Source organism: Bartonella tamiae Th239 (assembly GCF_000278275.1).
Lineage (GTDB): Bacteria > Pseudomonadota > Alphaproteobacteria > Rhizobiales > Rhizobiaceae > Bartonella > Bartonella tamiae.
The window spans coordinates 186,991-211,531 of record NZ_JH725147.1 but is presented as its reverse complement, the minus strand read 5'-3'; the positions used below and the strand labels follow the sequence as shown (position 1 = coordinate 211,531).

Below are 24,541 nucleotides of genomic sequence, written 5' to 3'. Positions count from 1 at the left end.
ATCTTATTTTTATCAATTTTTTACTTTTTAAACGATTATTTTTATTAAGAATGGTTCAATAGAATGCCTAAAACAAAAGATTATCCTGTGCAGATTGCAAGAATTGGTGCAGCGCATGGCATAAAAGGTGAAGTCAGGGTGAAATCCTTTACCAACGATCCTATGGATTTAACACTGTATGAACATTTTTTTGATGATAAGGGTCTTATTTATACGATAGATACAGTGCGGATACAAAAAAACATCCTTATTGTACGTTTTCATAATATTGTCAGTCGTGATGAAGCGGAATTACTCAAGGGTAAAGCGCTTTATGTGAAGCGTCACCAATTTTTAGATAATTTGGACTCTGATGAGTTTTATCACACTGATCTTGTGGGGCTTGGCGTTAAAGATCTTGATGGCACTGTCATTGGCAAGGTAAACGCCGTGTTTGATTTTGGGGCAGGAGACCTGCTTGAATTAGATGTAAACGCGCCTAAGCTCACACTGCAAAAAACACATTTTATTCCTTTTACGAAAGCTGCTGTTCCTGAAATTATTATGGATGAGGGCATGATTATCATTGATCCCTTAGCTGCAGGTCTTATAAACAATGAAGAAGATGATGATAGTGATAAAGAAGAAAAATCATGAGTTTTAAAGCACATGTGCTGACACTTTATCCAGAAATGTTTCCCGGTTTTTTGGAATATTCACTTGCTGGACGTGCACTTTTAAAAAATATTTGGGGGCTTAAAACAGTTCAAATACGTGATTTTGCTTTTGATCGTCATCATAGTGTAGATGATCGCCCTGCAGGTGGGGGAGCTGGCATGGTTATGAAACCTGATGTCTTGGCGCGTGCGATCGATAGTGTTGATCCTTCATTTCCACGCTTTTTATTGAGCCCACGTGGTCGCCCCTTTGATCAAAAAATGGCGCGCCAATTGGCTGAAGGTACTGGAATAACTCTTATATGTGGGCGGTTTGAAGGGGTTGATCAACGCGTCATTGATGGACGCCATTTGGAAGAAATATCGATTGGTGATTATATTTTATCTGGGGGCGAAACAGCAGCTTTGGTCATGCTTGATGCCATTATTCGTTTATTGCCGGGTGTGATGGGCAATAGTCTCTCAGGCACACATGAAAGCTTTGAAAATGCGCTTTTAGAATATCCTCACTATACAAAACCGCAACATTTTGAAGAAGAACCTATTCCAGACATATTAAATTCTGGCAATCATGCAGAAATCGCAAAATGGCGGCAAAAACAGGCAGAAGATATTACCCGTGAACGGCGCCCCGATCTTTACGCAGCTTATCAGAAAAATAACGACAAAGCTTGATTCACTTTTATGGATAGTGTATGGGCTAGCTACGTTTGGGAAGGTTCCCTTCCACATCCGAAAAAATAAGCGATAGTGTACCGCTCCTGCTCACAAGCATTCCATTGCTTTAAAGCATAGCCAAACAAACAAGATTTTTTGGTAAGAGATGAGCGCTCTGGCTGTGCATAATGAATATGAAGGATTGGTACAATGAATATTATTGCGCAGCTTAATGCTGAACAATGTGCAAAAATCGAAGAAAAGCGCAAACTTCCTGATTTTCAGGCAGGTGATACATTACGTGTATCAGTGCGTGTGACTGAAGGAACACGTACCCGTGTTCAAGCCTATGAAGGTGTGTGCATTGCGCGCGCTGGTGGCGGCATCAATGAAACATTCACTGTTCGTAAAATTTCTTATGGTGAAGGTGTTGAGCGTGTTTTCCCTATTTATTCACCTCTTGTTGAAGGGGTTGAGGTTGTGCGCCGTGGTAAAGTGCGTCGTGCAAAGCTTTATTATTTGCGTGGATTGACAGGTAAAGCTGCACGTATTGCGGAAAGAAAAGATAACCGTAAGAAAAATATTAATGTCCCTTCAACAGGTAAAGCAGAATCAGTCACCGCTGAAACTGTTGCACCAGCTCCGGTGGCTGAGCAAACCGCTGATTAATCGAAAATTAGCGGATGCTTATTCTTTTTTAAAGGCGGCTTTATGCCGCCTTTTTCATAGATTTAAGCCTTAATCGTTTAAGAGAATAAGTAATTATTATAATTATTTTGTTCTTTTTTTGAACAATTCTTATATAATGGGCATAATTGACCATTCAAAAACCATGATAATAAGAAATGTTATCTTTTCATTACAGTGAGAAAAAGGTTCAAAAAATATTATGAGTACACCGCGTACACTTTATGACAAAATTTTTGAAGACCACATTGTCGATCGTCAAGAAGATGGCACATGTCTTCTTTATATTGATCGTCATTTGGTGCATGAAGTGACAAGTCCTCAGGCTTTTGAAGGCTTGCGTATTGCCCATCGTAAAGTAAGACATCCTGAAAAAACATTGGCTGTGGTGGATCATAATATTCCAACAACGCCAGATCGTTCAACACTGATTAAAAATGAAGATAGCCGTCATCAGGTTGAAACCTTGGCAAAAAATACTGCTGAATTTGGTGTAGAATATTTTGACCAAAATGATAAACGACAAGGTATTGTGCATATTATAGGACCGGAACAAGGATTTACTTTGCCCGGTATGACAATTGTCTGTGGTGATAGCCACACATCAACTCACGGGGCTTTTGGTGCTTTAGCTCATGGTATTGGAACCTCAGAGGTAGAGCATGTTTTGGCAACACAAACCCTCATCCAAACAAAGTCAAAAAATATGCTTGTCCATATTGATGGATGTTTGCCTGAAGGCGTTACGGCTAAAGATCTTGTTTTGTCAATTATTGGTAATATTGGAACGGCTGGTGGCACGGGTCATGTGATTGAATTTAGCGGTGAGGCTATTCGCAATTTGTCGATGGAAGGACGGATGACTGTTTGTAATATGTCAATTGAAGGTGGTGCACGCGCGGGTGTAATCGCACCAGACGAGGTGACATTCGACTATATTCGTAGCCGTCCTCGCGCGCCAAAAGCGGAAATTTTTGAAAAAGCAATGGCGTATTGGAAAACCTTGAAAAGTGATGAAGGCGCACATTTTGATAAAATCATTACCATTGATGCAACTCAGCTTGCGCCAACAGTGACATGGGGGTCATCGCCAGAAGATGTGGTTCCTGTGACAGGTTTTGTCCCTGATCCCAATGAGATTATCGACGAAACAAAACGTGCTTCAAAACAGCGTGCTTTGGATTATATGGGTTTAAAAGCAGGAATGAAGATCACGGATATAAAGATTGATCGTGTGTTTATTGGGTCTTGCACCAATGGGCGTATTGAAGATATGCGCGCTGCCGCGGCTATGGTTATTGGAAAAAAAATAGCTTCTCATGTTTCGGCTATGGTGGTTCCGGGTTCTGGGCTCGTGAAGGAACAGGCAGAAGCAGAAGGTTTGGATAAAATTTTTATTGATGCAGGGTTTGATTGGCGTGAACCGGGATGTTCTATGTGTCTTGCGATGAATGATGACCGGTTGCAACCAGGAGAAAGATGTGCCTCAACCTCAAATCGTAATTTTGAAAGTCGGCAAGGTTATAAAGGACGGACACATTTGGTTTCACCTGCAATGGCAGCCGCCGCCGCTATTGCTGGGCATTTTGTTGATATAAGAGATTGGAAATAACACTTATATCAAGCAATTTTGCGGCTTGTTTAAAGCGCTGTTTTTAACACGGAGTGAGACGTGACCGGTGTTTATCAATTAATTTTTACTCTTATGAAAGTTGAATGCGCTTCATTTTGTGTGCTGAATAAAAGCATATGCTTTAAAAGGTATAAGCATATGTTTAAAAAATTATGCGGATGATGTAAAAAAAGTCTAAGTGTTTATATACAAAAGAAAAACGGCTTTTATCGGTGATCCTAAAATCAAAAATAAAAAAATGAGGACTTTTCAGCACCATTGCCCCACCACTTTATTGTAAGATTGACAGTTTCTATTAAAGTTTATGAAAATGTTATTTTTAAACTGTGTGTCAAGATTGCTGAGCTCTTGAACCTCAAACGCTGATAGATTTGAAATGTCTATAGGTGGGCTTCAATCCAGATTTTTCAGAAAATGCCTTTTTAGTGTGTAATATCAACTTTATTTAAGTGAAGTACGAAACCGTTTTCGCTGTGCGAAAGAGAATCACTTTATGATCGGTTTTGCTTTTTCATTTTGTCAGTTTTAGCGCAAAAAGCGAATCACTTGCGCATTTGATAAAATCTTGATTTAATTACTCATATTTTATAAATACTTGAATTTATAGGCTCACTGATAAAAGTCGCGTGATCTCAATGATTTGATGGTGAAATTTTAACTTACGGCTTTGACGTGGAGGCATTTCCGCATTAGAACAAATGCACGCAATGCAGTTGACGACTGTTTGCTTTTGGTTGTTTTTGTACGAGACCTTGAATCCGTTAACTCAAATAGCTGGCTTGACTGTAGGAAAAATGATGATCGTCACATATGATTAAAAGTGACATGTTTTTTTCTTCATTTTCTAATCTTTTGAAAGGTTAGAAAAAATGAAATTTATGATGTGATACTATCGTAAATTGTCATTGAAGCCAGGTCGGTCATGTTTAAAAAAGGATCTTTTTTATTGGAGAGAAATCCATGAAAAGTTTCTAAAAACATGGAATTAGTAACAATAAATCGGGAAGTCTCAATGCAGGCGGCTCACCATTCAAACTAATGTCAGGAAAGCCAATGACAGATATGATAACGAGGAAAGACCGTCCCCTTTCACCCCATGTCAGCATTTATCGCTGGCCCATTACGATGGCCATGTCAATTGCGCATCGTGTTTCAGGTGGTGCGCTTTATTTTGGAACGTTATTTCTAGCCGCTTGGTTAATTGCGGCAGCTTGTGGTTCTGAGGCGTTTTCTACAGTCAACGGATTGTTTAATTCCTTTATCGGGCGCTGTATTCTTTTTCTTTACACATTGGCACTTGTTCATCACCTTGTCGGCGGCATTCGCCATCTTTTTTGGGATACAAAAACACATCTTCTTGAAAAACATATAGCAACCAAAACGGCTTGGGCTACAGTCTTTATTTCCATCATTGTGACCTTATTAATTTGGGTCATTGGGTATGTTGTTCGATAAGGGTGGGAGAGGTTTGATGAAAAAAGATTTTAGAACCGAACTTGGAAAGGTTCGCGGTTTGGGTTCCGCACATGAAGGCACTCATCATTTTTGGATGCAACGTTTGACAGCTTTTGCCAATGTGCCTTTATTTATTTTCTTTATTATTCTTGTTGTTTCACTCGTTGGCAAGGATTATGCAACAGTCTATGCAACTTTGTCCAATCCTGTCATTGCTGCCATTATGGGTTTGATGGTTTTGTCTGGTATTTATCATATGAAACTTGGCATGCAGGTGATTATTGAAGATTATATACATCATGAAGGTTTGCGCATTTTTGTGCTCACGCTCAATATTTTCTTTTGTTATGTCATGGGCGGCGCATTATTGCTTGCTCTTCTTAAAATTACATTGGGAGGTTGATCGCCATGGCCACTGAAAATTCAAAGAGCCAGAATCGTCAAATGGAAAGTGCTTATCGTTATGTCGATCATAAATTTGATGTTGTTGTTATTGGCGCAGGCGGTTCTGGTTTGCGGGCAACACTTGGTATGGCTGAGCAAGGTTTAAAAACAGCTTGTATTACAAAAGTCTTTCCTACCCGTTCCCACACAGTTGCTGCCCAAGGCGGCATTGCCGCTTCATTGTCGAATATGGGGCCTGATAATTGGCAATGGCATATGTATGACACAATCAAAGGTTCTGATTGGTTGGGGGATATGGATGCGCAAGAATATTTGGTGCGCAATGCGCCAGCGGCTGTTTACGAACTTGAGCATTATGGGGTGCCTTTTTCAAGAACAGAAGAGGGAAAAATTTATCAACGTCCCTTTGGTGGTCATACAACAGAATTTGGTGAAGGTCCGCCTGTGCAGCGTACATGCGCTGCTGCTGATCGTACTGGTCATGCAATTTTACATACACTTTATGGGCAAAGTTTAAAGCATAATGCGCAATTTTTTATCGAATATTTTGCGCTTGATCTTATTATGACAGATGGTGTTTGCACAGGCGTTGTTGCATGGAATTTGGACGATGGCACCATTCATCGTTTTTCTGCAAAAATGGTTGTGCTTGCAACGGGGGGATATGGCCGTTCATATTTTTCTGCCACGTCCGCTCATACTTGTACAGGTGATGGTGGCGGCATGGTCGCAAGGGCTGGTTTACCGCTTCAAGATATGGAATTTGTGCAGTTTCACCCAACGGGCATTTATGGCTCTGGCTGTTTGATCACGGAAGGTGCGCGGGGTGAAGGCGGCTATTTAATTAATTCCGAAGGGGAGCGTTTTATGGAACGTTATGCCCCTTCATTTAAAGATTTGGCATCACGTGATGTGGTCTCACGCTGCATGACAATTGAGATTCGCGAAGGCCGTGGTGTTGGTCCGAAAAAAGATCATATCTATTTGGTCTTAAGCCATATTGATCCAGCAATTTTGCATGAACGTTTGCCAGGTATTTCAGAATCTGCCCGTATTTTTGCCGGTGTTGATGTGACAAAAGACCCTATTCCTGTCTTACCAACAGTGCATTACAATATGGGTGGTATTCCCACCAATTATTATGGTGAAGTGTTAAATCCAACAGAAAAACAACCTGATCGTGTTCAACCAGGTCTTATGGCCGTTGGGGAAGCAGGCTGTGCATCGGTCCATGGTGCGAACCGTTTGGGTTCAAATTCTTTGATTGATCTTGTTGTTTTTGGTCGTGCAGCCGCTCTTCGTGCGGGTGAAGTGATTGACAGAAAATCAGAAATTCCACCAATCAATGAAGCTGCCGTTGAAAAGATCATGGAACGATTTGATCGTATCCGTTATGCGAATGGTTCCATAGCCACGGCAGACTTGCGTGAAAAAATGCAGCGTGCCATGCAAGAAGATGCCGCTGTTTTCCGTACGGAAGACTCTTTGCAACAAGGCTGCAAACGTATTTCTGAAATTTGGAATGAGTTGCCTGAAATTAAAGTGACGGATCGGTCACTCATATGGAACTCTGATTTAATGGAAACTTTGGAATTGGAAAATTTAATGGCCAATGCGATCACCACGGTTTATTCGGCCGAAGCCCGCCAAGAAAGTCGTGGTGCGCATGCGCGTGAAGATTATCCTGAACGCGATGATAAGAAATGGCGAAAACACACATTGTCGCGGCTTTCACCAGAGGGCAAGGTCACGCTTTCTTATCGTGATGTGCATGTTCAACCGCTCACCAGTGAAAAAGATGGGGGCATTGCACTGAAGAAAATAGCGCCTAAGAAGCGTGTTTACTAAGGGGTGATAAAATCATGGTACAAATGACGCTTCCTAAAAATTCAACAGTTAAAAAAGGTAAGGTTTGGCCAAAGCCTGCCGATACGTCCAAACTGACGGAATTTCATATTTATCGTTGGTCACCCGATGATGATCAAAATCCACGCCTTGATACATATTATGTTGATCGTAATGCCTGTGGACCGATGATTCTTGATGGCATGCTTTATATTAAAAACCATATTGATCCCACCTTAACCTTTCGTCGGTCATGTCGAGAAGGAATTTGTGGCTCATGTGCCATGAATATTGATGGCTCAAATACGCTTGCCTGTATTAAAGGTATGGATGAGGTGAAACATCCCATTAAAATTTATCCATTGCCTTCTATGCCTGTTGTAAAAGATCTTGTTCCAGATCTTAATCGGTTTTATGCGCAACATCGCTCTATTGAGCCGTGGTTGCAAACAGTTTCGCCTGAGCCACAAAAAGAATGGCTGCAAAGCCATGACGATCGTTTGAAACTTGATGGTTTGTATGAATGTATTTTATGCGCATGCTGTCAGACATCTTGCCCAAGTTATTGGTGGAATGGGGATCGTTATTTGGGGCCAGCTGTTCTTTTACAAGCCTATCGCTGGATTGCAGATTCTCGCGATGAAGCCAAAGGGGAACGCTTAGATAATCTTGAAGATCCGTTTCGTCTTTATCGTTGCCACACCATTATGAATTGTGCGCAAACGTGTCCAAAAGGTTTAAACCCTGCAAAAGCAATCGCGGATATTAAAAAATTAATGGTTGAACGCCGCGTTTAAACGTGGGGTTCTTACCAATAGAAAAAGCGCACTTAAGAAGCGCCCATAAAGACATTGAATAAGCATGTTGCATGTGCAATGTAATGTTTTTAAATAAGCTATAAACATCGGATTTTGTGCGCTGTTTTTGCTTTTTATTAAAAATGTTCATTATTTAAAAATTGGCGCGATGGCACTGATAGAGTCAAAGCGTTTTAAAACAAAAATTCGAGACAATTCAAAAGCGACTTTAAACTTGGTACCCTATATTGTGTCTCTCAAGATTAAAGATTTTCACCCATTAATAGTTTGGGTGAGCCATTGGTTAAACCTGCCGCTTCAGAAATAAAATAATTTTTTAATTTGGGCATACGATCAACCAAACCAAGTCCAATATCACGAAACGCGCGCAAGGGCGCAATATCATTGGAAAACATGCGGTTTAATATGTCTGTTGTCATTCCCATGCGCACGGTTTCAAAACGCCGCCATGTTTGATAACGCTCCAATGATGCAAGAGACCCAATATCTAGCCCAAGCCTTGCGGTATCGACAATAATTTCTGAAAGAGCCGCGGCATCACGAAAGCCCAGATTGAGCCCTTGGCCTGAAATGGGATGAATACCATGCGCGGCATCGCCTGCAAGGGCAAAACGCGGCTTAACAAATTCACGCGCAAGGGTGAGGCCAAAAGGAAAAGCACGCCGTTCACTCACAAGTTTTAAAGCGCCTAAATGATGACCAAAACGCGTTTCAAGTTCTGCTTCAAACACCATTTTATCAGCGCTAATCAGGCGGTCTGCCTCTTCATTGCGCTCATTCCAAACCAGTGAAGAGCGCTTGCCTTTTAAAGGCAAAATGGCAAAGGGTCCTGCGGCAAGAAAATGCTCTTCTGCGCGCCCATGATGGTCTCTTTCATGCTCAACCGTACAGACAATGCCTTTTTGATGATAAGGCCAATGCACGGTTTTAATTCCTGCAATGTCGCGCAATTGAGAGCGCACACCATCAGCAGCAACAAGAAGACGTGTTATTATGTTTTGTCCATTGCTTAAATGAATGATGACTTTTTCATGTTCATTTTGAAAATTTTCAACCCGTAACGCTGCCATAATGGAAAGATTTAACTCTTCTGCCCGTTTGTGAAGAGCTTGGTTTAAATATTTATTTTCCACCATATAAGCGAAAGGCTCACCTGCGCTGAGATCGCCATCAAAGGTTAAAAAAACAGGGCGAACTGGATCACTTTTTTCTGAATCTGTAATAATCATTTCAGTGATGGGTTGTGATAAAGGTTCAACCTCTTGCCAACAGTTTAATGTATTCAGCATTCGAATAGCAGCAGCGGCAATGGCAGAGGCGCGAAGATCATTCTTCCAGCTATTATGAGGATTAGCATCAATGACTGCAATATTTAAAAAAGGCGCTGCCTGTTTTATTGCAACAGCTAATGTAAGGCCAACATGAGCACCACCTGTAATAACCACATCATAGATAAGTGGGGCTGTTTGTTTGCTCTTTGACATCGATTTTCCTTTATTTGTGAAACCATAAAATTGGATTTATGATAAAATTTTACATACGGACATGACATTGATTTTTTAGTGTTCTTTTGAAATAGTGGCAAAGAGAACGTTTTTTGATAAGAGTGTTGTGTCTTGAAAAGAACAATGCTTCTTTATTTTTTTTTAGGGTAATTTTCATAAAGAATCTCTCCCATGACACATCCATTTCAACATTTACGCAATATACTGGATTTGGTAACAATTGACCAGAATATGTTTTGTGGTCAAAGTGGAAATTCGCATTGGCAGCGTGTTTTGGCGACCATAGCATTGCGCAAGCATTAGTAGCCGCGCAAAAACTCTTTCAAAAGAGAGCTTGATGCATTCGCTTCATGCCTATTTTTTAAGACTGGGCAATCTTAAATTTCCTCTTTAATATGAGTTTTTTGTTTGAGTGGTGGCAAAATTTTTTTCTACACCAAGTGGTAGTCAAACAAAATAATAAAGCCATTTGACTTTAACAGCATCATTTCAAATTGATGAAAATGGACGTGATTTTCAGACTGAAATGTCAAAAAATTTACCTGATCCTGAAAGTTTAACTGATCGTGAAAATTTGCATGGCAAAGAAGTGATACGACATGTGACAAACTAAACGGATGATAGGAAAAACGGCCACACATCTTCACAGATTGTTTCTTCTTTTCACATACGGTCGATAGATCCAATAAATTATCGTGATCGTAAAATAAGTGTCAATGTTCAACAGTGCTGGTTTAAGATCGATCCTAATCGGAGATTAGACGATTTAAAAACGATTTTTACACCACAGTACAGCGCGGCAATCATCGCCTATTTTTCGGATCTGCCTTTGCTTGATAAAACGCTTTATCCCTATCATCTTTGACTTATTTCACCATTTATTCAACCGGCGAGCCTTTATCATTCTTTGTGGTTTCATCGAAAGATTGATCTTGATGATTGGCTTTTTTACGATATGAAAACTTCCAACTTATTAAAGGATCGTGGATTAAGCCATCGCTCTATATAGAGTGGAGATGGGAATTTAATGTGTACAGCCAGCCAAGAAAGCTTAATACGCTATCGGGTATAATCGTTGATAAGTATATTTTTGATTCTTCTTGATAAGATGTCATCATCGTGAATTTGGTTAATAGGCTATTAACTCTCTTCGTTTAGAATTTTTTTTAGTCGATTCTTTTACATGATTTGGGTTAGTTTATGCGTCAGGGTTCATCTTCATACGATTACACCACAGACACAGCGTATCAAAGCCCGCGTCTTTTTGTAGTGTTTTCAAGACAGATTGGTGCATTTATCGGTATTGGACTTTTTTTGTTGATTGGTCTTGCTGGCGCGGCGTTAGCGACGTGGAATGTTGCGGATCCATCTTTAAGTTATGCTCATGATCGTCCTGTTAGTAATATTTTGGGCTATCCGGGCGCGGTTTTTTCTGACATTGCGATGCAGTTTTTTGGTTTGGCAAGTGTTGCTGCTCTTTTGCCTCCATTTTTTTGGGCAGTACTTTTAATTGCTCAAAAACATATTGATCGACCTTTTCGTCGTATGTTTTTTTGGTTTTTTTCTTTGTTGTGCTTTGCCGCTCTTATGGCTTTAATTCCGCCATTTGCCCATTGGCCGATGCCGATTGGATTGGGTGGTGTTTTTGGTGATAAAATCTTGGCTTTGCTGAGCGCTTTCATTCCTTCAATCAATGGTTTTGTTGTGACTTTTTGCAGCGCTCTTATTTTTGCACCTTTGGCGTTTTTTACAATGGCGGTTGCAGGGGGTGTCATTGGTCGAGCAAAACCCAAAAAACTTACAAAAGTAAAAAGTCGTCGCAACCAACAAGAAGATTTTGATGACAATCAGGTGTCACAAGACAATCGTGGTGGTTTTTTTGTTACGCTTTTTGGGGGGAGTATTCATCTTCTTTATTGGATAAAAACGCTTTTTAGAAATGTGTTTTTTTCTCAACGTTATAATGCGGGGCATAAAAAGACATCTTATCATCAGCAAAGAGAAAAGCTTGAACCTGGTTTTGAATCGCTGCAAGCGGTGCAAAATGACGCCAAAAGTTATGACAATAATTATGAAAACATACACAATAATCGCCGCGATCAACAATCATTTGAGTCAAGCTATTCTTTGACCCCAAATGGGTCAAATTTCGGATCACATTCTGGATTTGAATTGCCTCTTCTTGACTATTTGGCAGAGCCGCAAATGGTCCAAAAAAGTCCTGCTTTGTCACCAGAAAAATTAAAAGACACTGCGGCGCAATTGGAAAATGTTCTTGATGATTTTGGGATTAAAGGACAGATTATTCATGTGCGCCCAGGACCTGTTGTGACGCTATACGAATTTGAGCCTGCACCGGGCATTAAATCATCGCGTATTATTGGCTTGGCAGATGATATTGCGCGTTCCATGAGTGCGATATCTGCGCGCGTGGCGGTTGTATCGGGACGTAATGTTATTGGTATTGAACTGCCCAATCCAATGCGTGAAACTGTTTATCTGCGTGAAATTATGCAGACACAGGAATTTTATGAAAATAAAGCAAAACTTGGTCTGGCGCTTGGTAAGACGATTGATGGCGATGCTGTTATTGCTGATTTAACCAAAATGCCACATTTGTTGGTGGCAGGAACCACAGGATCGGGAAAATCGGTTGCTATAAATACAATGATTTTATCGCTGCTTTATCGCATGAGTCCTGAGCAATGTCGTTTAATCATGGTGGATCCAAAAATGTTGGAGCTTTCGGTTTATGATGGGATTCCCCATTTGCTCACGCCTGTGGTGACCGATCCTAAAAAAGCTGTGGTGGCGTTAAAATGGGCGGTGCGTGAAATGGAAGAACGCTATCGCCAAATGGCCAAAGTCGGTGTTCGTAATATTGAAGGCTTTAATGCGCGCATTAAAGAGGCTGAAGAAAAAGGCGAAAGCCTTTCACGGACTGTGCAAACGGGATTTGACCGTGAAACAGGTAAGCCGATTTATGAAACAGAGGTGCTTCATCTTACATCTATGCCGTTTATTGTGGTGATTATTGATGAAATGGCTGATTTGATGATGGTTGCTGGTAAAGATATTGAAGGGGCGGTGCAAAGACTTGCACAAATGGCGCGTGCTGCAGGCATTCATGTCATTATGGCAACACAGCGTCCGTCCGTTGATGTAATTACAGGCACCATTAAAGCCAATTTTCCAACGCGCATTTCTTTTTCTGTAACATCAAAAATTGATAGTCGTACGATTTTGGGCGAACAAGGAGCAGAACAATTGCTTGGTCAAGGCGATATGCTTTTTATGATGGGCGGTGGACGTATTCAGCGTGTTCATGGTCCATTTGTGGGGGATGATGAGGTGGAAAAAATTGTTCATCACCTTAAAGCACAAGGTGTGCCCCATTATCTTGATGCCATTACAGAAGATGATGGTGAAGACACGATGGAAAGTGACTCTGATCAAAATGGTGCTAAGCCTATGTCCGAAGACCCATATGATCAGGCTGTTGCGGTTGTTTTGCGTGATCGTAAAGTTTCGACATCTTATATTCAGCGGCGTTTGGGTATTGGCTATAATCGTGCTGCGACAATCATCGAACGTATGGAAGAAGAAGGTTTAATTAGTGAAGCCAATCATGCAGGTAAGCGTGAGATTCTTGTTCCTGAACAAGAGGCACCGTTTTAAAACAAAGTGTCTTGTTTTTTCTTCATAATGCACCAATTTTATGCCAAATATGCCATAGTAATGCCATAGCTTTATAAAATATAAAGGGCAGGAGAAGTATGATGAAAATGAATCGATTATCAAGGTTAAAAACCTTATATATGGCTGCCATAGTTGCCATGCTAAGCGGTGGTGTGGCGCTTTCGACCACGCAAGGCTCTTACGCCCAAACGGCCAGCGCACAAGCACAAACAATTGCCAATCATTTTTCTGCCATCAAAACAATGACAGGCGATTTTATTCAATTTAGCCCCAAAGGGGAAATGACAGAAGGCACATTTTATCTTGAACGTCCTGGCAAAATTCGCTTCCAATATAAAAATTCGCCTGTGCGTGTGATTACTGACGGTCAATCTGTTGCTATCAACAATCGCAAACTTGATACGTGGGATCTTTATCAATTGTCACAAACACCCATGAAAATGCTGTTGGATAATCGTATTGATTTATCAGGTGGAAAATTATTGGCGGTTAATCAAGACCCCGGTGCAACCACTATGATTTTGGCTGACAAAACATTGGGTAAGGGGCAGATTCGGATGATTTTTGATTCTAAAACCTACGAATTGCGTCAATGGACAATTGTTGATCAGCAAAATTTAGAAACAACGATACAGATCACCAATGTACGCACAGGTGTTCGTTTTGCCAATGGCATGTTTGATATTCCTTATCAACGCATAGCTATGAAACGCAATCACCGTTAATGCCTATTTAAAATTTGGTAATCTCTATCTAAAATTTGATGATGAAAATGTCGCGGCTTGATCATTTAAAAAATGATCAGGCTTTTTTTAATACTCAATTTTATTTAAACAATACAATTTAAAAAAAGAGAAAGTGTTTTTGATCGCTATAAACGTCCTCTTTCTATGCCGCTCTATTTTGGTCTGATAAAATAAGCGATAATTCTTGTCTTATGGTTTGAGAAGGCTGGCATTTTTTTTATCTTTTATGTTCAAAAAATGCACTGTTAATATTGCTTAAAAAACGCATTGTCACTGATTTTCAAAGAGCGTGTAGCCAATGCCGTTCAAAGAACATCATAAAGGAGACGTCTTACTTGAAGTGTTTTTAACCATTTTTATCACTGTTCATTTTATCGATCAATCATGCGCTTACGAGCGGCCAGTGTGTTGATGATAAAAAATAATATCATGGTCACTTTTAATGATTTATCGCATGTTTTATAAAAAGTTTTCTTAAAAAACGTCAGAATCTCTGGATTTTTTTGTTTTTTGCCGATAAAGATCACCTTTTGTTTTAGAACCTTTTAGCGCGTTTCAACGAAAGTTTTTTAAATGAGTTTTTCAGTGGCTACATGGAATATTAATTCCGTTCGTTTGCGCTTACCCCTTTTGTTGGAATTTTTGGAAGATGTGAAACCTGATATTCTTTGTTTGCAAGAAACCAAATGCCCCAATGATCAATTTCCACTCAAAGCACTTCACGCAGCAGGTTATCACTATAGTGCCATTAATGGACAAAAGGGCTATCACGGCGTTGCAACATTATCCAAACGCCCTTTGACGCAGATTGAAATGAAAGATTTTTGCGATAAAGGCGATTGCCGCCATATTTGTGTTTGTGTGCAAGCGGGCAAAAAAACCATTCGCATCCATAATTTTTATGTTCCTGCAGGGGGGGATGAGCCTGATCCTGAGATGAATATCAAATTTCGCCATAAGCTTAATTTTTTAGAAGAAATGAAAGCTATTGTTGCGGATATGGGCGATGGTTTTTCCTCAATTTTGGTGGGGGATTTAAATATTGCACCTTTAGAACATGATGTTTGGTCGCATAAACAATTATTAAAAATTGTTAGTCATACACCCATAGAGACAGACACCTTAAAGGCTTTGTTACACCAAGGCGGTTGGGTGGATTTAATGCGTCAACAAGTGCCTGAACCTGAAAAACTTTTCACGTGGTGGAGCTATCGTGCCAAAGATTGGTCGGTCTCCAATCGTGGGCGTCGGTTGGATCATATATGGGCATCAGCCGATCTCAGCCACTTTGTGCAAAAAATGGATATTATGACTAAGGCAAGAGGTTGGCAAAAGCCATCTGACCACGTGCCTGTTATAATGCAGTTTGATCTTGATTAAAAAATTAAATTTTGAGTAAAATTAAAAAGGCTATGAGAGGGTATCGTGTCTTAAATAATTTTCAGAAGAAAGATATCTTTTTCGTCTAAAAAACTTTAAAACCATCTTTTAAAGCGAATTTAACACAAAAATACTTTTAGAAAATGGTATTTTGTTCGCTTAAAAGCTCTATGAATAGTCTTTTAAAAAGATTTTATCTTTCTTCTGAAAACACTGTGAATGGCGTTTGACTATCACTTAAGGCTGTTTTTTCTCAATCATCAAAGATGAAGAATTTTTGAATAGATAAAAAACTTTGTGAAAAAATATGTACCAAGTGAACCGATGAAATACCCCCTTTTCTGCCTATAAGCGTGTGGCTCAAGCCTCATTTATTTTATCAAAATACTATCAGACAGCTGAAGCGAAAAGATCACAAAAAAGAATGATTATCAAAAATGTTAGATAAAAGATCGTGCGCGACTTTTTTAAAGAACAAAAAAGTTTCACTTTGTTGTATTAAAAAGCATAACCAGATCGGTTCTCCTAAAATTGCTTTTTTCTTGCATATTTTGCTGTTTAACATGCTTTTTAACACATTGAATGAAGCTTACACATAAAAGGAATCAAACATGACGAAAATTTCACAAGATTTTTTTTATGAATTGTGAAATATAAAGCGCAAAGATAAAAGTCTTTGTGTTATTTCAATGAAGAGCCGATCAGCCCTTTTGGGAGCAAAAATGGAAAAATTTTGGTCTATGCGCGCAGGCTTGTTGCCAATGCGTTTTTTTGCGCTGGTTGGGCTTTTATGTCTTTCAGGCTGTTTGGTGGGTCCAGACTATCAAAAACCTTTGTTTTTCATGCCCAATACATGGAAAAGCAATGGGCAAGAAGTCACGAGCCAATCTGTATCCCTTGGCGGGTGGTGGCACACGCTTCATGATCCGTTATTGGATCAATTGGTTCAAGCAGCCATTTACGGCAATAATGATGTCGCAAGCGCCAAGGCAAAAGTGCGTGAGGCACGTGCCAGTCTTTGGCAAACAAGTGGCACTCTTTTTCCTACTTTAGATGGGACAGCATCCGCCAATCGCAATAAAGCGGCAGGTGGATCAGAAAATAGTCAATTTCGTGGTGGATTGGATTCACGCTGGGAAATTGATCTTTTTGGCGCGAATCGTCGAGCTATTGAAGCGGCAAAATATGGTCTTGATGGGGCATATGAAGAAATGCGAGCAACAATGGTGACATTAATTGGCGATGTGGCAACCAATTATGTTGAAGCGCGCGGTTTGCAACATCAAATTGCTTTAGCAAAAAATACCGCCCAAGCTCAAAAACGCACCGCGCAATTGACAAAAGATAAATTTAGCGCAGGCGCAGTCTCCCAATTGGATGTTTCAAACGCCCAAGGACAATCAGCAAGTACAGAAGCGGGTATACCGCAAATGGAAGCCAACTTAGCCGTTACCATCCACCGTTTATCTGTTTTAACGGGTCAAAATCCAACAGCGCTTTTTGATTTGATGAAAAAAACAGGCAAAATTCCGCAGCCAAAATGGCCCATTCCTGCTGGAATTCCAGCCGATATTTTATTAACACGTCCAGATGTTGGCTTGGCTGAACGCCGCTATGCACAATCAACAGCGCGTCTTGGACAAAGAGAGGCGGAGCGATATCCTGCGCTTACTCTAACAGGCAATATTGCAACATCGGGCACACAAATTGGGCAATTGGGCAAAAACTCAACCATTAGCTGGTCGTTTGGTCCAGGTTTAAGTGTGCCTATTTTTAATGGTGGCCAATTGGCGGCGGCTGTGGACATTGCTCGAGCTCAACGAGATCAATCTTTTATTGCTTATAGAAAGTCAATTTTGCTCGCCTTAGAAGAGGTTGAAAACGCGATTGTTTCGATGCAAAAACAACGCCAACGCTCTGTTAAGCTTGCCCAATCATCAAGTGCTTACGCTAAGGCTCTTGATCTGTCACGCAGCCTTTATGAAGGCGGCAATACAAGCTTTTTAGAATTGCTCAATGCGGAACGTTCCCACTATTCCTCACAGCAATCATTGATTGAAAGTCGGGTTTCCATCACAACACAATATATTGCCTTAATGAAAGCTTTAGGCGGTGGTTGGGATGGTGTGGTGGAGACATCAAAACCAGAAATTGTTGATGGGTATACAGGACCTCATTTAAAAACCGCGTACAAAGGTGGTCAATGACAATGAAACGAAAGAAAAAGCTCATATGGATCGTAGCAATCATTCTTATTATCTTTCTTTTTTTCTGGATAAAGGCGACGTTTTTTTCCTCCGCAATGCCAAATTATATGACCGCAAAAGTCAAGCGGGGAGATATTGAAGTTAGCGTTTTGGCAACAGGCACGGTGAAGCCTCATCGTTTGGTGGCTGTAGGTGCGCGTGCGACAGGGCGTATTATTTCCATGAAGGTGCAACCAGGAAGCGTTGTAAAAGAAGGTGATTTACTGGCTGAAATTGATCCAACAACGCAAGAAAATGATTTGAAAAGCGCTAAAGCATCATTAGCAAATTATCAAGCGCGATTGGCCGAACAAGAAGCACAATTGGTTTTGGCACAACAAAATTTAAAACGTCAGGAAACGATGATTGCCTCTCATGCTGTTTCACGTGCAGATTTTGACGATGCTCAAGCACAGGTAAAAGTGCGACATGCCCAAATTGAACAATTGAAAGCGCAAATTGTCCAAGCGCAAGTGGATGTGGAAACGGCTGAAGTCAATCTTGGCTATACCCGTGTCACCGCTCCCTCTGATGGCACAGTGCTTGCTGCTGTTGTGCAAGAGGGGCAAAACGTCAATGCCGTGCAGTCTGCGCCAACAATTGTCATTCTTGGGGATCTTTCTGTCATGACAATTAGAGCAGAAATTTCAGAAGCGGACATTATCAATGTCAAACCGCAACAAGATCTCTATTTTAGTGTTGTTGGCAATCCAAATCGACGCTATGAAAGTCGCTTGGAAAAAATTGAGCCTGCTCCAGAATCTATCCGCAATGATATTAGTTTTAATTCATCAACTGGCGTTGCTTCAGGATCAGCCTCTTCTTCTGCCATTTACTACAATGGAACATTTGATGTGCCCAATGATGATGGTGTTTTGCGCACCTATATGACAGCAGAAGTGCATATCATCTTGGGACGGGCACATAATGCTTTGCTTATTCCATCGGATGCTTTAAATTTTGTACAAGGCAAAAACGCCCGTATTTCTGTTCTCAATTCATCTGGTGATGTAGAAGAGCGCATGATTGAAATTGGACTGAATGACAAAGTTATGGTTGAGGTGCTTTCTGGTTTAAAAGAGGGGGAAACTGTCATCACAGGATCAAGCGATGGCACAATGAGCCTCACAACTGGGCGCCGCCGTGCAGGACCTTTTTAAAGTCATGAAAAAAAAACCAGATGATAATGTGATTGTTTTAAAAAATGTTGAGCGCGAATTTCCCGCTGGTGAAACCAATGTGCGCGTTTTAAAAGGGATTAATTTAACCATTAAACGTGGGGAAATGGTTGCCATAGTTGGGGCTTCAGGGTCTGGTAAATCTACCTTGATGAATATTTTAGGCTGTTTGGACCGACCAACACGTGGCAGCTATCATGTCTCAGGACATGAAACCGCACAGCTTGAGCCAGATCAATTGTCCGCACTCAGGCGCGATCATTTTGGATTTATCTTTCAGCGTTACAATCTTTTGAGTGAGTTAACTGCCCTTGGCAATGTAGAAATTCCTGCCATTTATGCAGGCTCATCACCACAAGCGCGCAAAAAACGTGCAACCGCCTTATTAGAACGATTGGGTATGGGGGAACGTGTTCACCATCGTCCAGGACAACTCTCTGGGGGGCAACAACAACGCGTGTCTATTGCGCGGGCTTTGATGAATAATGCTGAAGTTATTCTTGCCGATGAGCCTACAGGGGCTCTTGACCGCCATAGTGGTGAAGAGGTTTTGCGCATTTTAGAAGAACTGCATCAAGAAGGGCGTACGATCATTATTGTCACGCATGATATGGACGTTGCCAAAAAAGCCGAACGCATTATTGAAATTAGTGATGGTGAAATTTTTTCTGACCAACCCAATATATCATCACAAAACTTAAGTGTTAAAAATCCGAAGGTTGACTTTGAAATGTCACGGCATCAAAAAATCGGTTTTTTCAATATGCTTTTGGATCGCTTTGTTGAAGCGTTTCTTATGGCGCTTCTTTCTATGAATGCACATCGTATGCGCACCTTTTTGACCATGCTTGGTGTGATTATTGGGATTTCAGCAGTCGTTTCCATGGTCGCGCTTGGAAATGGTACGCAACAAAAAATATTAGAAAATTTTAACAATCTTGGTACCAATACTTTAAATATTTTTGCTGGAAAAAGTTTTGCCGATATGCGCTCTGGCAAAATTACAACGCTGGTTGATTCAGATGCAACCGAACTTTCAAAACAGCCTTATGCCGCGGCTGTTACTCCTAATGTCTCAACAAATACAACCGCCCGATATGGCAATATTGAATCAAATGCGTCTCTTTCTGGTGTTGGTGATCAGTATTTTGATGCACAAAATATTAAACTGATTGAAGGGCGTTTGTTTGATGCACAAAGTGTCCTAACGCGCTCTTTAGAACTTGTGGTTGAAAAACAAACAATTAAAACGCTTTTTCCAAATGAAACAGACAAAAGCGCCCTTGGTCGTGTTGTATTGATGGGTTCTGTACCCGCCCGTATTGTGGGTGTGGTTGAGGTGCCGCAAATGGGACCAGCATCAGATACATTACAATTCTATTTGCCTTATACAACTGTGCAAACACGTTTTTTAGGCGATAATACCGTCCAGTCAATCACGCTTAAAATTGCCGATGATGCGGATTCTTATTTGGCTGAACAAGCGGTAAAAAGATTTTTAATTGCTCGTCATGGCACCGAAGATTTTTTTATTCGTAATTCTGAAGAGTTTCGTCGTCAAGTCACGGCAAGTACTAATATTTTAACATTACTTGTTGGTTCAATTGCGATGATTTCTTTGATCGTTGGCGGTATTGGTGTGATGAATATTATGTTGGTCAGTGTTTCAGAACGGATCAATGAAATTGGTGTGCGTATGGCTGTTGGTGCACGTCAAAGCGACATTTTGCAGCAATTTTTGATTGAGGCCATTTTAGTATGCCTGATAGGGGGTATTTTAGGTATTGTCTTCGGTTTATCCGTTGGGGCAATTTTTACTTTGCTGCAAGCGCCCTTTCAGCTGATCTATTCGACAAACTCTATTATATTGGCCTTTGTCTTTTCAAGTTTGATCGGTGTGGGTTTTGGGTTTTTACCCGCCCGTAACGCTTCAAAGCTTGATCCTGTTGTGGCTTTGGCGCGCGATTAAGTTTGCAATTTATTAAACTCACAATCACGCGCTTTTTGACCAAAATTTGTGGCAAGTAATCAATGCGCGTATGCGACAATCAAAGCAAAAGTCCAAGTGCATCAGCTTTATTAAACTTTTAAAACAAAACGCTCTTGAGCATTTTCTTTGCATGATGGACAGCATAGTATATGCGTTTCACTATAGGAGTATTCATCAAAAAATTACTGTGTTAAAAACTGAACATGGTGAGAAAGTGCCGCAAAGTTACTCTTATATATTTAATATATTCGCTCGAGGTTAAGCGCAATTGTGTAAATTGGCGAATGATACTGTCTTGTTCTTGCACGTCGTTGACAGGAAAAGGAAAAAGCGCAATATCTGGTGTGAAACGTTTCAGCTCAACCAAGGCTCTTGGCATGTGATAATCATTGGTGACAATATAGGCACTTTTATAATGATAACGTTTGAGCCATTTTGCACTTTCTTGCGCATTGCCTATTGTATCCAGTGCTTCGTGCCCCAAATCGACACAGCATTCAAACAATTTAGGGTCGGCATGGGTTACTCTGATGAGTGTTGGTCGGTTGGTCGCAGGATTAACACCACTTATTAATAAGCGTTTTCCAAATCCTTCAGCAAGCAAATTAAGACCTGCGTCTAAACGTTTTTCACCACCTGTTAAAACAATAATACTATCGGCAACAACAAGCGGATCAGGCGCTTGAAGCGCTGAAATCTTTTCACTAAAATATAAAAATCCGCCAATAAACATGACGATGCAAAAAATCAAAAAGAGATAAATGGGGGGCAAATGTTTAAAAAACCGTTTTAGCCAATGACAGATTTTTTTTCTCGTTTTTGCGAAACGAACGCCATGATTGTGTAAAGATTGTGCGGTTTTATCTTTGTCATCCATGTTTAAAATAAGTCGCTTTCGCGTCGATCAATATGATGCAATTGATTTAAAATGGTCAATCGGCTTGTCATCATTGTTAAAAAGGCCACCAAACCAATCAGGATGATGATTTGGCTATAACTTATCCATCTTATGGTAAAATTTCCAAAAAGAGCAATGGCTTGATCTGCCTCAGGTGTGCCCATATTTTGATGCGACCAAAAGGAAAAACCAAGAATAATAAGAATAGCTGCACATCCCCCATAAAGTGATCCTTTTAATCCTGTTTTTAAAAAATGAAAATCAAACTGTCTGGCGACAAAGCGGGATTCAGCACCAATAAAATGGAGTACTTCCACCACATGGCTATTGGCAGAAAGGGCACTGCGTGTGGCAAAAATAACAGTGAGAACAAGCGCTGCTAAAACAAGAACCAATACAACCATACCAATGAAAACTGTGGTATGCGCCATAGAAACAAGACGGTTTATGGCATTGCGATGATCATCAAAACTTGCGCCTGGTATTTGCGTGGAAATAGCATCGGACATCATACCAAAATCAACTGCCTCGGGATTGGTAAATGTCACAACGATAAGACGCGGTATGGGCAATTCATCAAGCTCTAATCCTGTACCAAGCCAAGGTTCAAGCAAGCGTTGTGTTGCGGCGCGATCAACTATTTTTGCACTTTTGACCCCTTCAAAACCTTGCGCAATTTCGACAGCATATTTTAATGTTTTTTCAATATCCAAACCATCACTTGGCCGCACTTGAATGGTGGCCTCTTGCGAAACCTGTGTTTCCCAATTGCGGGCCGATTGGGCAATAAGATCCACACCACTTAAAGCAAGAGATGCCAAAAATGTCATAATGGCGATCACCACCACCAAAGCTTGTCCTGTGACGTCGCCTTCAGGCACAATTGAGGTTGGCTTTGGCTCACTCTTATGGCGCAAAAAATTTCTTTTTTTTTCGTAATGCAACCTTTCAGTCATAAACATTCAACCTTCCATCTTGCAAAATCATGCGGCGGGCATCAATTTGCTCCATAAGAGTGATATCATGAGTGGCAATAACGACAGCGGTTCCTGATCGGTTTAATTCAATGAATAAGCGCAAGAGACGGCGCGCCAGTGATGGATCAACATTGCCTGTTGGCTCATCCGCCAGCAAGATTTCTGGTTGGTCAATAAGCGCACGGGCAATGGCGGCGCGTTGTTTTTCTCCACCTGATAAGACAGGGGGCAAAACGTTCATGCGTTCCCCAAGTCCTACCCATTGTAAAAGCTCTTCAACTTCTGCTCGATATGTGGCTTCTTCACGTCCTATCACTCGTAATGGCAAAGAGACATTTTCATAAGTTGTCATATGATCAAGCAGGCGAAAATCTTGAAAAACAATACCAATGCGCTGGCGCAAAGCTGGCATTTTTCGCTTTTTTAACAAAGCAGTGTCTTGCCCAAAAAGTGTAATCAGCCCACGTGTGGGTTGCATAGCAAGAAACATCAGGCGCAAAAGAGATGTTTTGCCTGCACCTGAAGGACCCGTTAAAAACTGAAAAGAGTTATGAGGAATATGAAAACTCACGTCACGAAGAACCTCAGCTCCCATGCCATAACGCAATCCAACATTTTCAAAACGAATCACTGGCTGCCACCTCTCCCTTTATTGCGCTTTGTTAAGCGTTTGATTTATGTTCATCATTGTTCATTTAGATTGGTTTTTTTGTTTAAAGACGATAAAATACCTTATTGCTTCTTTTTCACCGCTTAATTCTTAAAGAATATGATTAAACAGCGGTTAAAATTTTTGATCTATCGACAGTTTCTTTTTTTAAGGACTATAATGATTTATGTCCTGCGACTTAATGAGAGAAATTATAATGCCCGTTATTCATGACGAAATGATTGATATACTTTTTTCTGAAGATGAAATTGCCCTTAGAAATGCTGAAATAGCAAAAGATATTGCGCAAATAAAGACAAAAAATTTGCTTGTTTTGCCTATTTTGAAAGGATCATTTGTTTTTGCGGCCGATCTTATTCGTGAGCTTTATAAAAATTCTGTCCTTTTAGATGTCGAATTTTTAACCATTTCGAGCTATGGCTCAGGCCAAGTAAGTGGTGCTATTCACCTTCTTCAAGACAGTGATCTTGATTTTAAGGAGCGTGATGTGCTGCTTGTCGATGATATTTTGGAATCGGGAAATACATTAAAATTTGTCCATGATCTGCTTTATCAACGCGGTGCAAAACGTGTGATGACGGCTGTCTTGCTTGATAAAACAATGTGCCGTAAAGCAAATATCCAAGCTGATTTTGTTGGCTTTTCATGCCCAAATCAATTTGTGGTTGGCTATGGTATGGATGACGCCCATGCTTATCGCCAATTGCCGTTTGTTGGTGTCAAACATATGTCTTAATGCTTGGATCTTTATCAACTTTATGATGCATTTTGTGTCATTGTGTCATCAACATCTTCAATTATGTTTTGTGCGATGATCTGCTTTTTAAAAAATGAAGCGCTGAGACTAAAATTTTTTATTTTCGTATTGATTGATTGGTTTGTATCTTCACAGGTGTTTAGATGACACTTTGCTGATATTGATTCACACTATAGGCCTAAGAGCTCAATGGCCACTGACCTACTGGTCAGAGAATGAGAGACCCATTGGTCCATTCTTCATAATTTCATCGTGAGCGCCTTTGCTGACATGCGTTGCCAATTGTGTCACACACAGTTTAATTTTATAAAACATGTCAGCAATAACCAGGGGGGGGCA

Annotated in this window: 22 protein-coding genes; 18 read left to right on the top strand and 4 right to left on the bottom strand. The window is 40.5% G+C overall.

Features of this window, described 5'->3' with window-relative positions; translation table 11 throughout:
* The first annotated feature begins 63 nt into the window (after positions 1-63).
* The 8 genes from rimM to ME5_RS01045 all read left to right on the top strand — a co-directional run bounded on the left by rimM (position 64) and on the right by ME5_RS01045 (position 8,135).
* The gene (rimM, locus tag ME5_RS01080; RefSeq protein ID WP_008037594.1) at positions 64-636 is read left to right on the top strand and encodes a ribosome maturation factor RimM; all 573 of its coding nucleotides are present in this window, start codon (positions 64-66) and stop codon (positions 634-636) included.
* Positions 633-1,331 carry a tRNA (guanosine(37)-N1)-methyltransferase TrmD gene (trmD, locus tag ME5_RS01075; protein WP_008037593.1) on the top strand — a complete coding sequence of 233 codons (699 nt, stop codon included), beginning with the start codon at positions 633-635 and terminating at the stop codon, positions 1,329-1,331. Before rimM ends, trmD begins: the two co-directional genes overlap by 4 nt.
* Before the next feature lie 192 nt (positions 1,332-1,523).
* On the top strand, positions 1,524-1,982 hold the full coding sequence (gene rplS, locus ME5_RS01070) for a 50S ribosomal protein L19 (RefSeq protein WP_008037592.1): 459 nt from the start codon (positions 1,524-1,526) through the stop codon (positions 1,980-1,982).
* Between the two features lie 220 nt (positions 1,983-2,202).
* A complete protein-coding gene (gene leuC / locus ME5_RS01065; RefSeq protein WP_008037591.1) occupies positions 2,203-3,612 on the top strand; it encodes a 3-isopropylmalate dehydratase large subunit in 1,410 nt (469 codons plus the stop codon).
* 1,074 nt (positions 3,613-4,686) lie between these two features.
* Positions 4,687-5,088 carry a succinate dehydrogenase, cytochrome b556 subunit gene (gene sdhC / locus ME5_RS01060; protein WP_008037590.1) on the top strand — a complete coding sequence of 134 codons (402 nt, stop codon included), beginning with the start codon at positions 4,687-4,689 and terminating at the stop codon, positions 5,086-5,088.
* A 16-nt stretch (positions 5,089-5,104) separates the two neighbouring features.
* The gene (gene sdhD, locus ME5_RS01055; RefSeq protein WP_008037589.1) at positions 5,105-5,491 is read left to right on the top strand and encodes a succinate dehydrogenase, hydrophobic membrane anchor protein; all 387 of its coding nucleotides are present in this window, start codon (positions 5,105-5,107) and stop codon (positions 5,489-5,491) included.
* A 5-nt stretch (positions 5,492-5,496) separates the two neighbouring features.
* Positions 5,497-7,341, top strand: coding sequence for a succinate dehydrogenase flavoprotein subunit (sdhA, locus tag ME5_RS01050; protein WP_008037588.1), 1,845 nt, complete (start codon positions 5,497-5,499; stop codon positions 7,339-7,341).
* 14 nt (positions 7,342-7,355) lie between these two features.
* The gene (locus ME5_RS01045; RefSeq protein WP_008037587.1) at positions 7,356-8,135 is read left to right on the top strand and encodes a succinate dehydrogenase iron-sulfur subunit; all 780 of its coding nucleotides are present in this window, start codon (positions 7,356-7,358) and stop codon (positions 8,133-8,135) included.
* Between the two features lie 263 nt (positions 8,136-8,398).
* Here the strand turns inward: ME5_RS01045 and ME5_RS01040 are convergent, their stop codons facing one another.
* Positions 8,399-9,640, bottom strand: coding sequence for a ubiquinone biosynthesis hydroxylase (locus tag ME5_RS01040; protein WP_008037586.1), 1,242 nt, complete (start codon positions 9,638-9,640; stop codon positions 8,399-8,401).
* 192 nt (positions 9,641-9,832) lie between these two features.
* On the opposite strand from ME5_RS01040, the gene ME5_RS10830 reads away from it, so the two are divergent.
* The 9 genes from ME5_RS10830 (at position 9,833) to ME5_RS01010 (ending at position 20,879) form a co-directional block, all read left to right on the top strand.
* Positions 9,833-9,964 carry a hypothetical protein gene (locus tag ME5_RS10830; RefSeq protein WP_280641507.1) on the top strand — a complete coding sequence of 44 codons (132 nt, stop codon included), beginning with the start codon at positions 9,833-9,835 and terminating at the stop codon, positions 9,962-9,964.
* A 166-nt stretch (positions 9,965-10,130) separates the two neighbouring features.
* A complete protein-coding gene (locus ME5_RS10595; RefSeq protein WP_155816064.1) occupies positions 10,131-10,274 on the top strand; it encodes a hypothetical protein in 144 nt (47 codons plus the stop codon).
* A gap of 255 nt (positions 10,275-10,529) precedes the next feature.
* Positions 10,530-10,670 carry a hypothetical protein gene (locus ME5_RS10945; RefSeq protein WP_081485942.1) on the top strand — a complete coding sequence of 47 codons (141 nt, stop codon included), beginning with the start codon at positions 10,530-10,532 and terminating at the stop codon, positions 10,668-10,670.
* A gap of 191 nt (positions 10,671-10,861) precedes the next feature.
* Positions 10,862-13,339 carry a DNA translocase FtsK gene (locus tag ME5_RS01035; RefSeq protein ID WP_008037585.1) on the top strand — a complete coding sequence of 826 codons (2,478 nt, stop codon included), beginning with the start codon at positions 10,862-10,864 and terminating at the stop codon, positions 13,337-13,339.
* Between the two features lie 101 nt (positions 13,340-13,440).
* A complete protein-coding gene (locus ME5_RS01030) occupies positions 13,441-14,085 on the top strand; it encodes an outer-membrane lipoprotein carrier protein LolA (RefSeq protein WP_008037584.1) in 645 nt (214 codons plus the stop codon).
* Positions 14,086-14,679: 594 nt separating this feature from the next.
* Complete coding sequence (gene xth / locus ME5_RS01025; RefSeq protein WP_035000354.1) at positions 14,680-15,486, top strand: exodeoxyribonuclease III; 807 nt, start codon at positions 14,680-14,682, stop codon at positions 15,484-15,486.
* A 722-nt stretch (positions 15,487-16,208) separates the two neighbouring features.
* Positions 16,209-17,693, top strand: coding sequence for an efflux transporter outer membrane subunit (locus ME5_RS01020; RefSeq protein ID WP_008037582.1), 1,485 nt, complete (start codon positions 16,209-16,211; stop codon positions 17,691-17,693).
* Positions 17,690-18,892, top strand: coding sequence for an efflux RND transporter periplasmic adaptor subunit (locus ME5_RS01015; protein ID WP_008037581.1), 1,203 nt, complete (start codon positions 17,690-17,692; stop codon positions 18,890-18,892). Before ME5_RS01020 ends, ME5_RS01015 begins: the two co-directional genes overlap by 4 nt.
* A 4-nt stretch (positions 18,893-18,896) precedes the next feature.
* On the top strand, positions 18,897-20,879 hold the full coding sequence (locus ME5_RS01010) for a MacB family efflux pump subunit (protein WP_008037576.1): 1,983 nt from the start codon (positions 18,897-18,899) through the stop codon (positions 20,877-20,879).
* A 211-nt stretch (positions 20,880-21,090) separates the two neighbouring features.
* On the opposite strand, the gene ME5_RS01005 is transcribed toward ME5_RS01010, so the two are convergent.
* From ME5_RS01005 to ftsE, 3 genes are read right to left on the bottom strand one after another with little or no spacing between them, the layout of a single operon-like run.
* Positions 21,091-21,777 (bottom strand): YdcF family protein, encoded by a 687-nt coding sequence (locus tag ME5_RS01005; protein ID WP_008037570.1) that lies wholly within the window; start codon positions 21,775-21,777, stop codon positions 21,091-21,093.
* Positions 21,778-21,779: 2 nt separating this feature from the next.
* Positions 21,780-22,754 carry a cell division protein FtsX gene (locus ME5_RS01000; RefSeq protein WP_008037568.1) on the bottom strand — a complete coding sequence of 325 codons (975 nt, stop codon included), beginning with the start codon at positions 22,752-22,754 and terminating at the stop codon, positions 21,780-21,782.
* A complete protein-coding gene (ftsE, locus tag ME5_RS00995; protein WP_008037566.1) occupies positions 22,747-23,406 on the bottom strand; it encodes a cell division ATP-binding protein FtsE in 660 nt (219 codons plus the stop codon). Before ftsE ends, ME5_RS01000 begins: the two co-directional genes overlap by 8 nt.
* A 235-nt stretch (positions 23,407-23,641) precedes the next feature.
* On the opposite strand from ftsE, the gene hpt reads away from it, so the two are divergent.
* Positions 23,642-24,181, top strand: coding sequence for a hypoxanthine phosphoribosyltransferase (hpt, locus tag ME5_RS00990; RefSeq protein WP_008037565.1), 540 nt, complete (start codon positions 23,642-23,644; stop codon positions 24,179-24,181).
* Positions 24,182-24,541: the final 360 nt, after the last annotated feature.

Bases quoted from the DNA above. Each gene is read 5' to 3' on its own strand.
- rimM (WP_008037594.1), top strand. From the start codon at position 64: ATGCCTAAAACAAAAGATTATCCTGTGCAGATTGCAAGAATTGGTGCA.
- trmD (WP_008037593.1), top strand. From the start codon at position 633: ATGAGTTTTAAAGCACATGTGCTGACACTTTATCCAGAAATGTTTCCC.
- rplS (WP_008037592.1), top strand. From the start codon at position 1,524: ATGAATATTATTGCGCAGCTTAATGCTGAACAATGTGCAAAAATCGAA.
- leuC (WP_008037591.1), top strand. From the start codon at position 2,203: ATGAGTACACCGCGTACACTTTATGACAAAATTTTTGAAGACCACATT.
- sdhC (WP_008037590.1), top strand. From the start codon at position 4,687: ATGACAGATATGATAACGAGGAAAGACCGTCCCCTTTCACCCCATGTC.
- sdhD (WP_008037589.1), top strand. From the start codon at position 5,105: ATGAAAAAAGATTTTAGAACCGAACTTGGAAAGGTTCGCGGTTTGGGT.
- sdhA (WP_008037588.1), top strand. From the start codon at position 5,497: ATGGCCACTGAAAATTCAAAGAGCCAGAATCGTCAAATGGAAAGTGCT.
- ME5_RS01045 (WP_008037587.1), top strand. From the start codon at position 7,356: ATGGTACAAATGACGCTTCCTAAAAATTCAACAGTTAAAAAAGGTAAG.
- ME5_RS01040 (WP_008037586.1), bottom strand. From the start codon at position 9,640: ATGTCAAAGAGCAAACAAACAGCCCCACTTATCTATGATGTGGTTATT.
- ME5_RS10830 (WP_280641507.1), top strand. From the start codon at position 9,833: ATGACACATCCATTTCAACATTTACGCAATATACTGGATTTGGTAACA.
- ME5_RS01035 (WP_008037585.1), top strand. From the start codon at position 10,862: ATGCGTCAGGGTTCATCTTCATACGATTACACCACAGACACAGCGTAT.
- ME5_RS01030 (WP_008037584.1), top strand. From the start codon at position 13,441: ATGAAAATGAATCGATTATCAAGGTTAAAAACCTTATATATGGCTGCC.
- xth (WP_035000354.1), top strand. From the start codon at position 14,680: ATGAGTTTTTCAGTGGCTACATGGAATATTAATTCCGTTCGTTTGCGC.
- ME5_RS01020 (WP_008037582.1), top strand. From the start codon at position 16,209: ATGGAAAAATTTTGGTCTATGCGCGCAGGCTTGTTGCCAATGCGTTTT.
- ME5_RS01015 (WP_008037581.1), top strand. From the start codon at position 17,690: ATGACAATGAAACGAAAGAAAAAGCTCATATGGATCGTAGCAATCATT.
- ME5_RS01010 (WP_008037576.1), top strand. From the start codon at position 18,897: ATGAAAAAAAAACCAGATGATAATGTGATTGTTTTAAAAAATGTTGAG.
- ME5_RS01005 (WP_008037570.1), bottom strand. From the start codon at position 21,777: ATGGATGACAAAGATAAAACCGCACAATCTTTACACAATCATGGCGTT.
- ME5_RS01000 (WP_008037568.1), bottom strand. From the start codon at position 22,754: ATGACTGAAAGGTTGCATTACGAAAAAAAAAGAAATTTTTTGCGCCAT.
- hpt (WP_008037565.1), top strand. From the start codon at position 23,642: ATGCCCGTTATTCATGACGAAATGATTGATATACTTTTTTCTGAAGAT.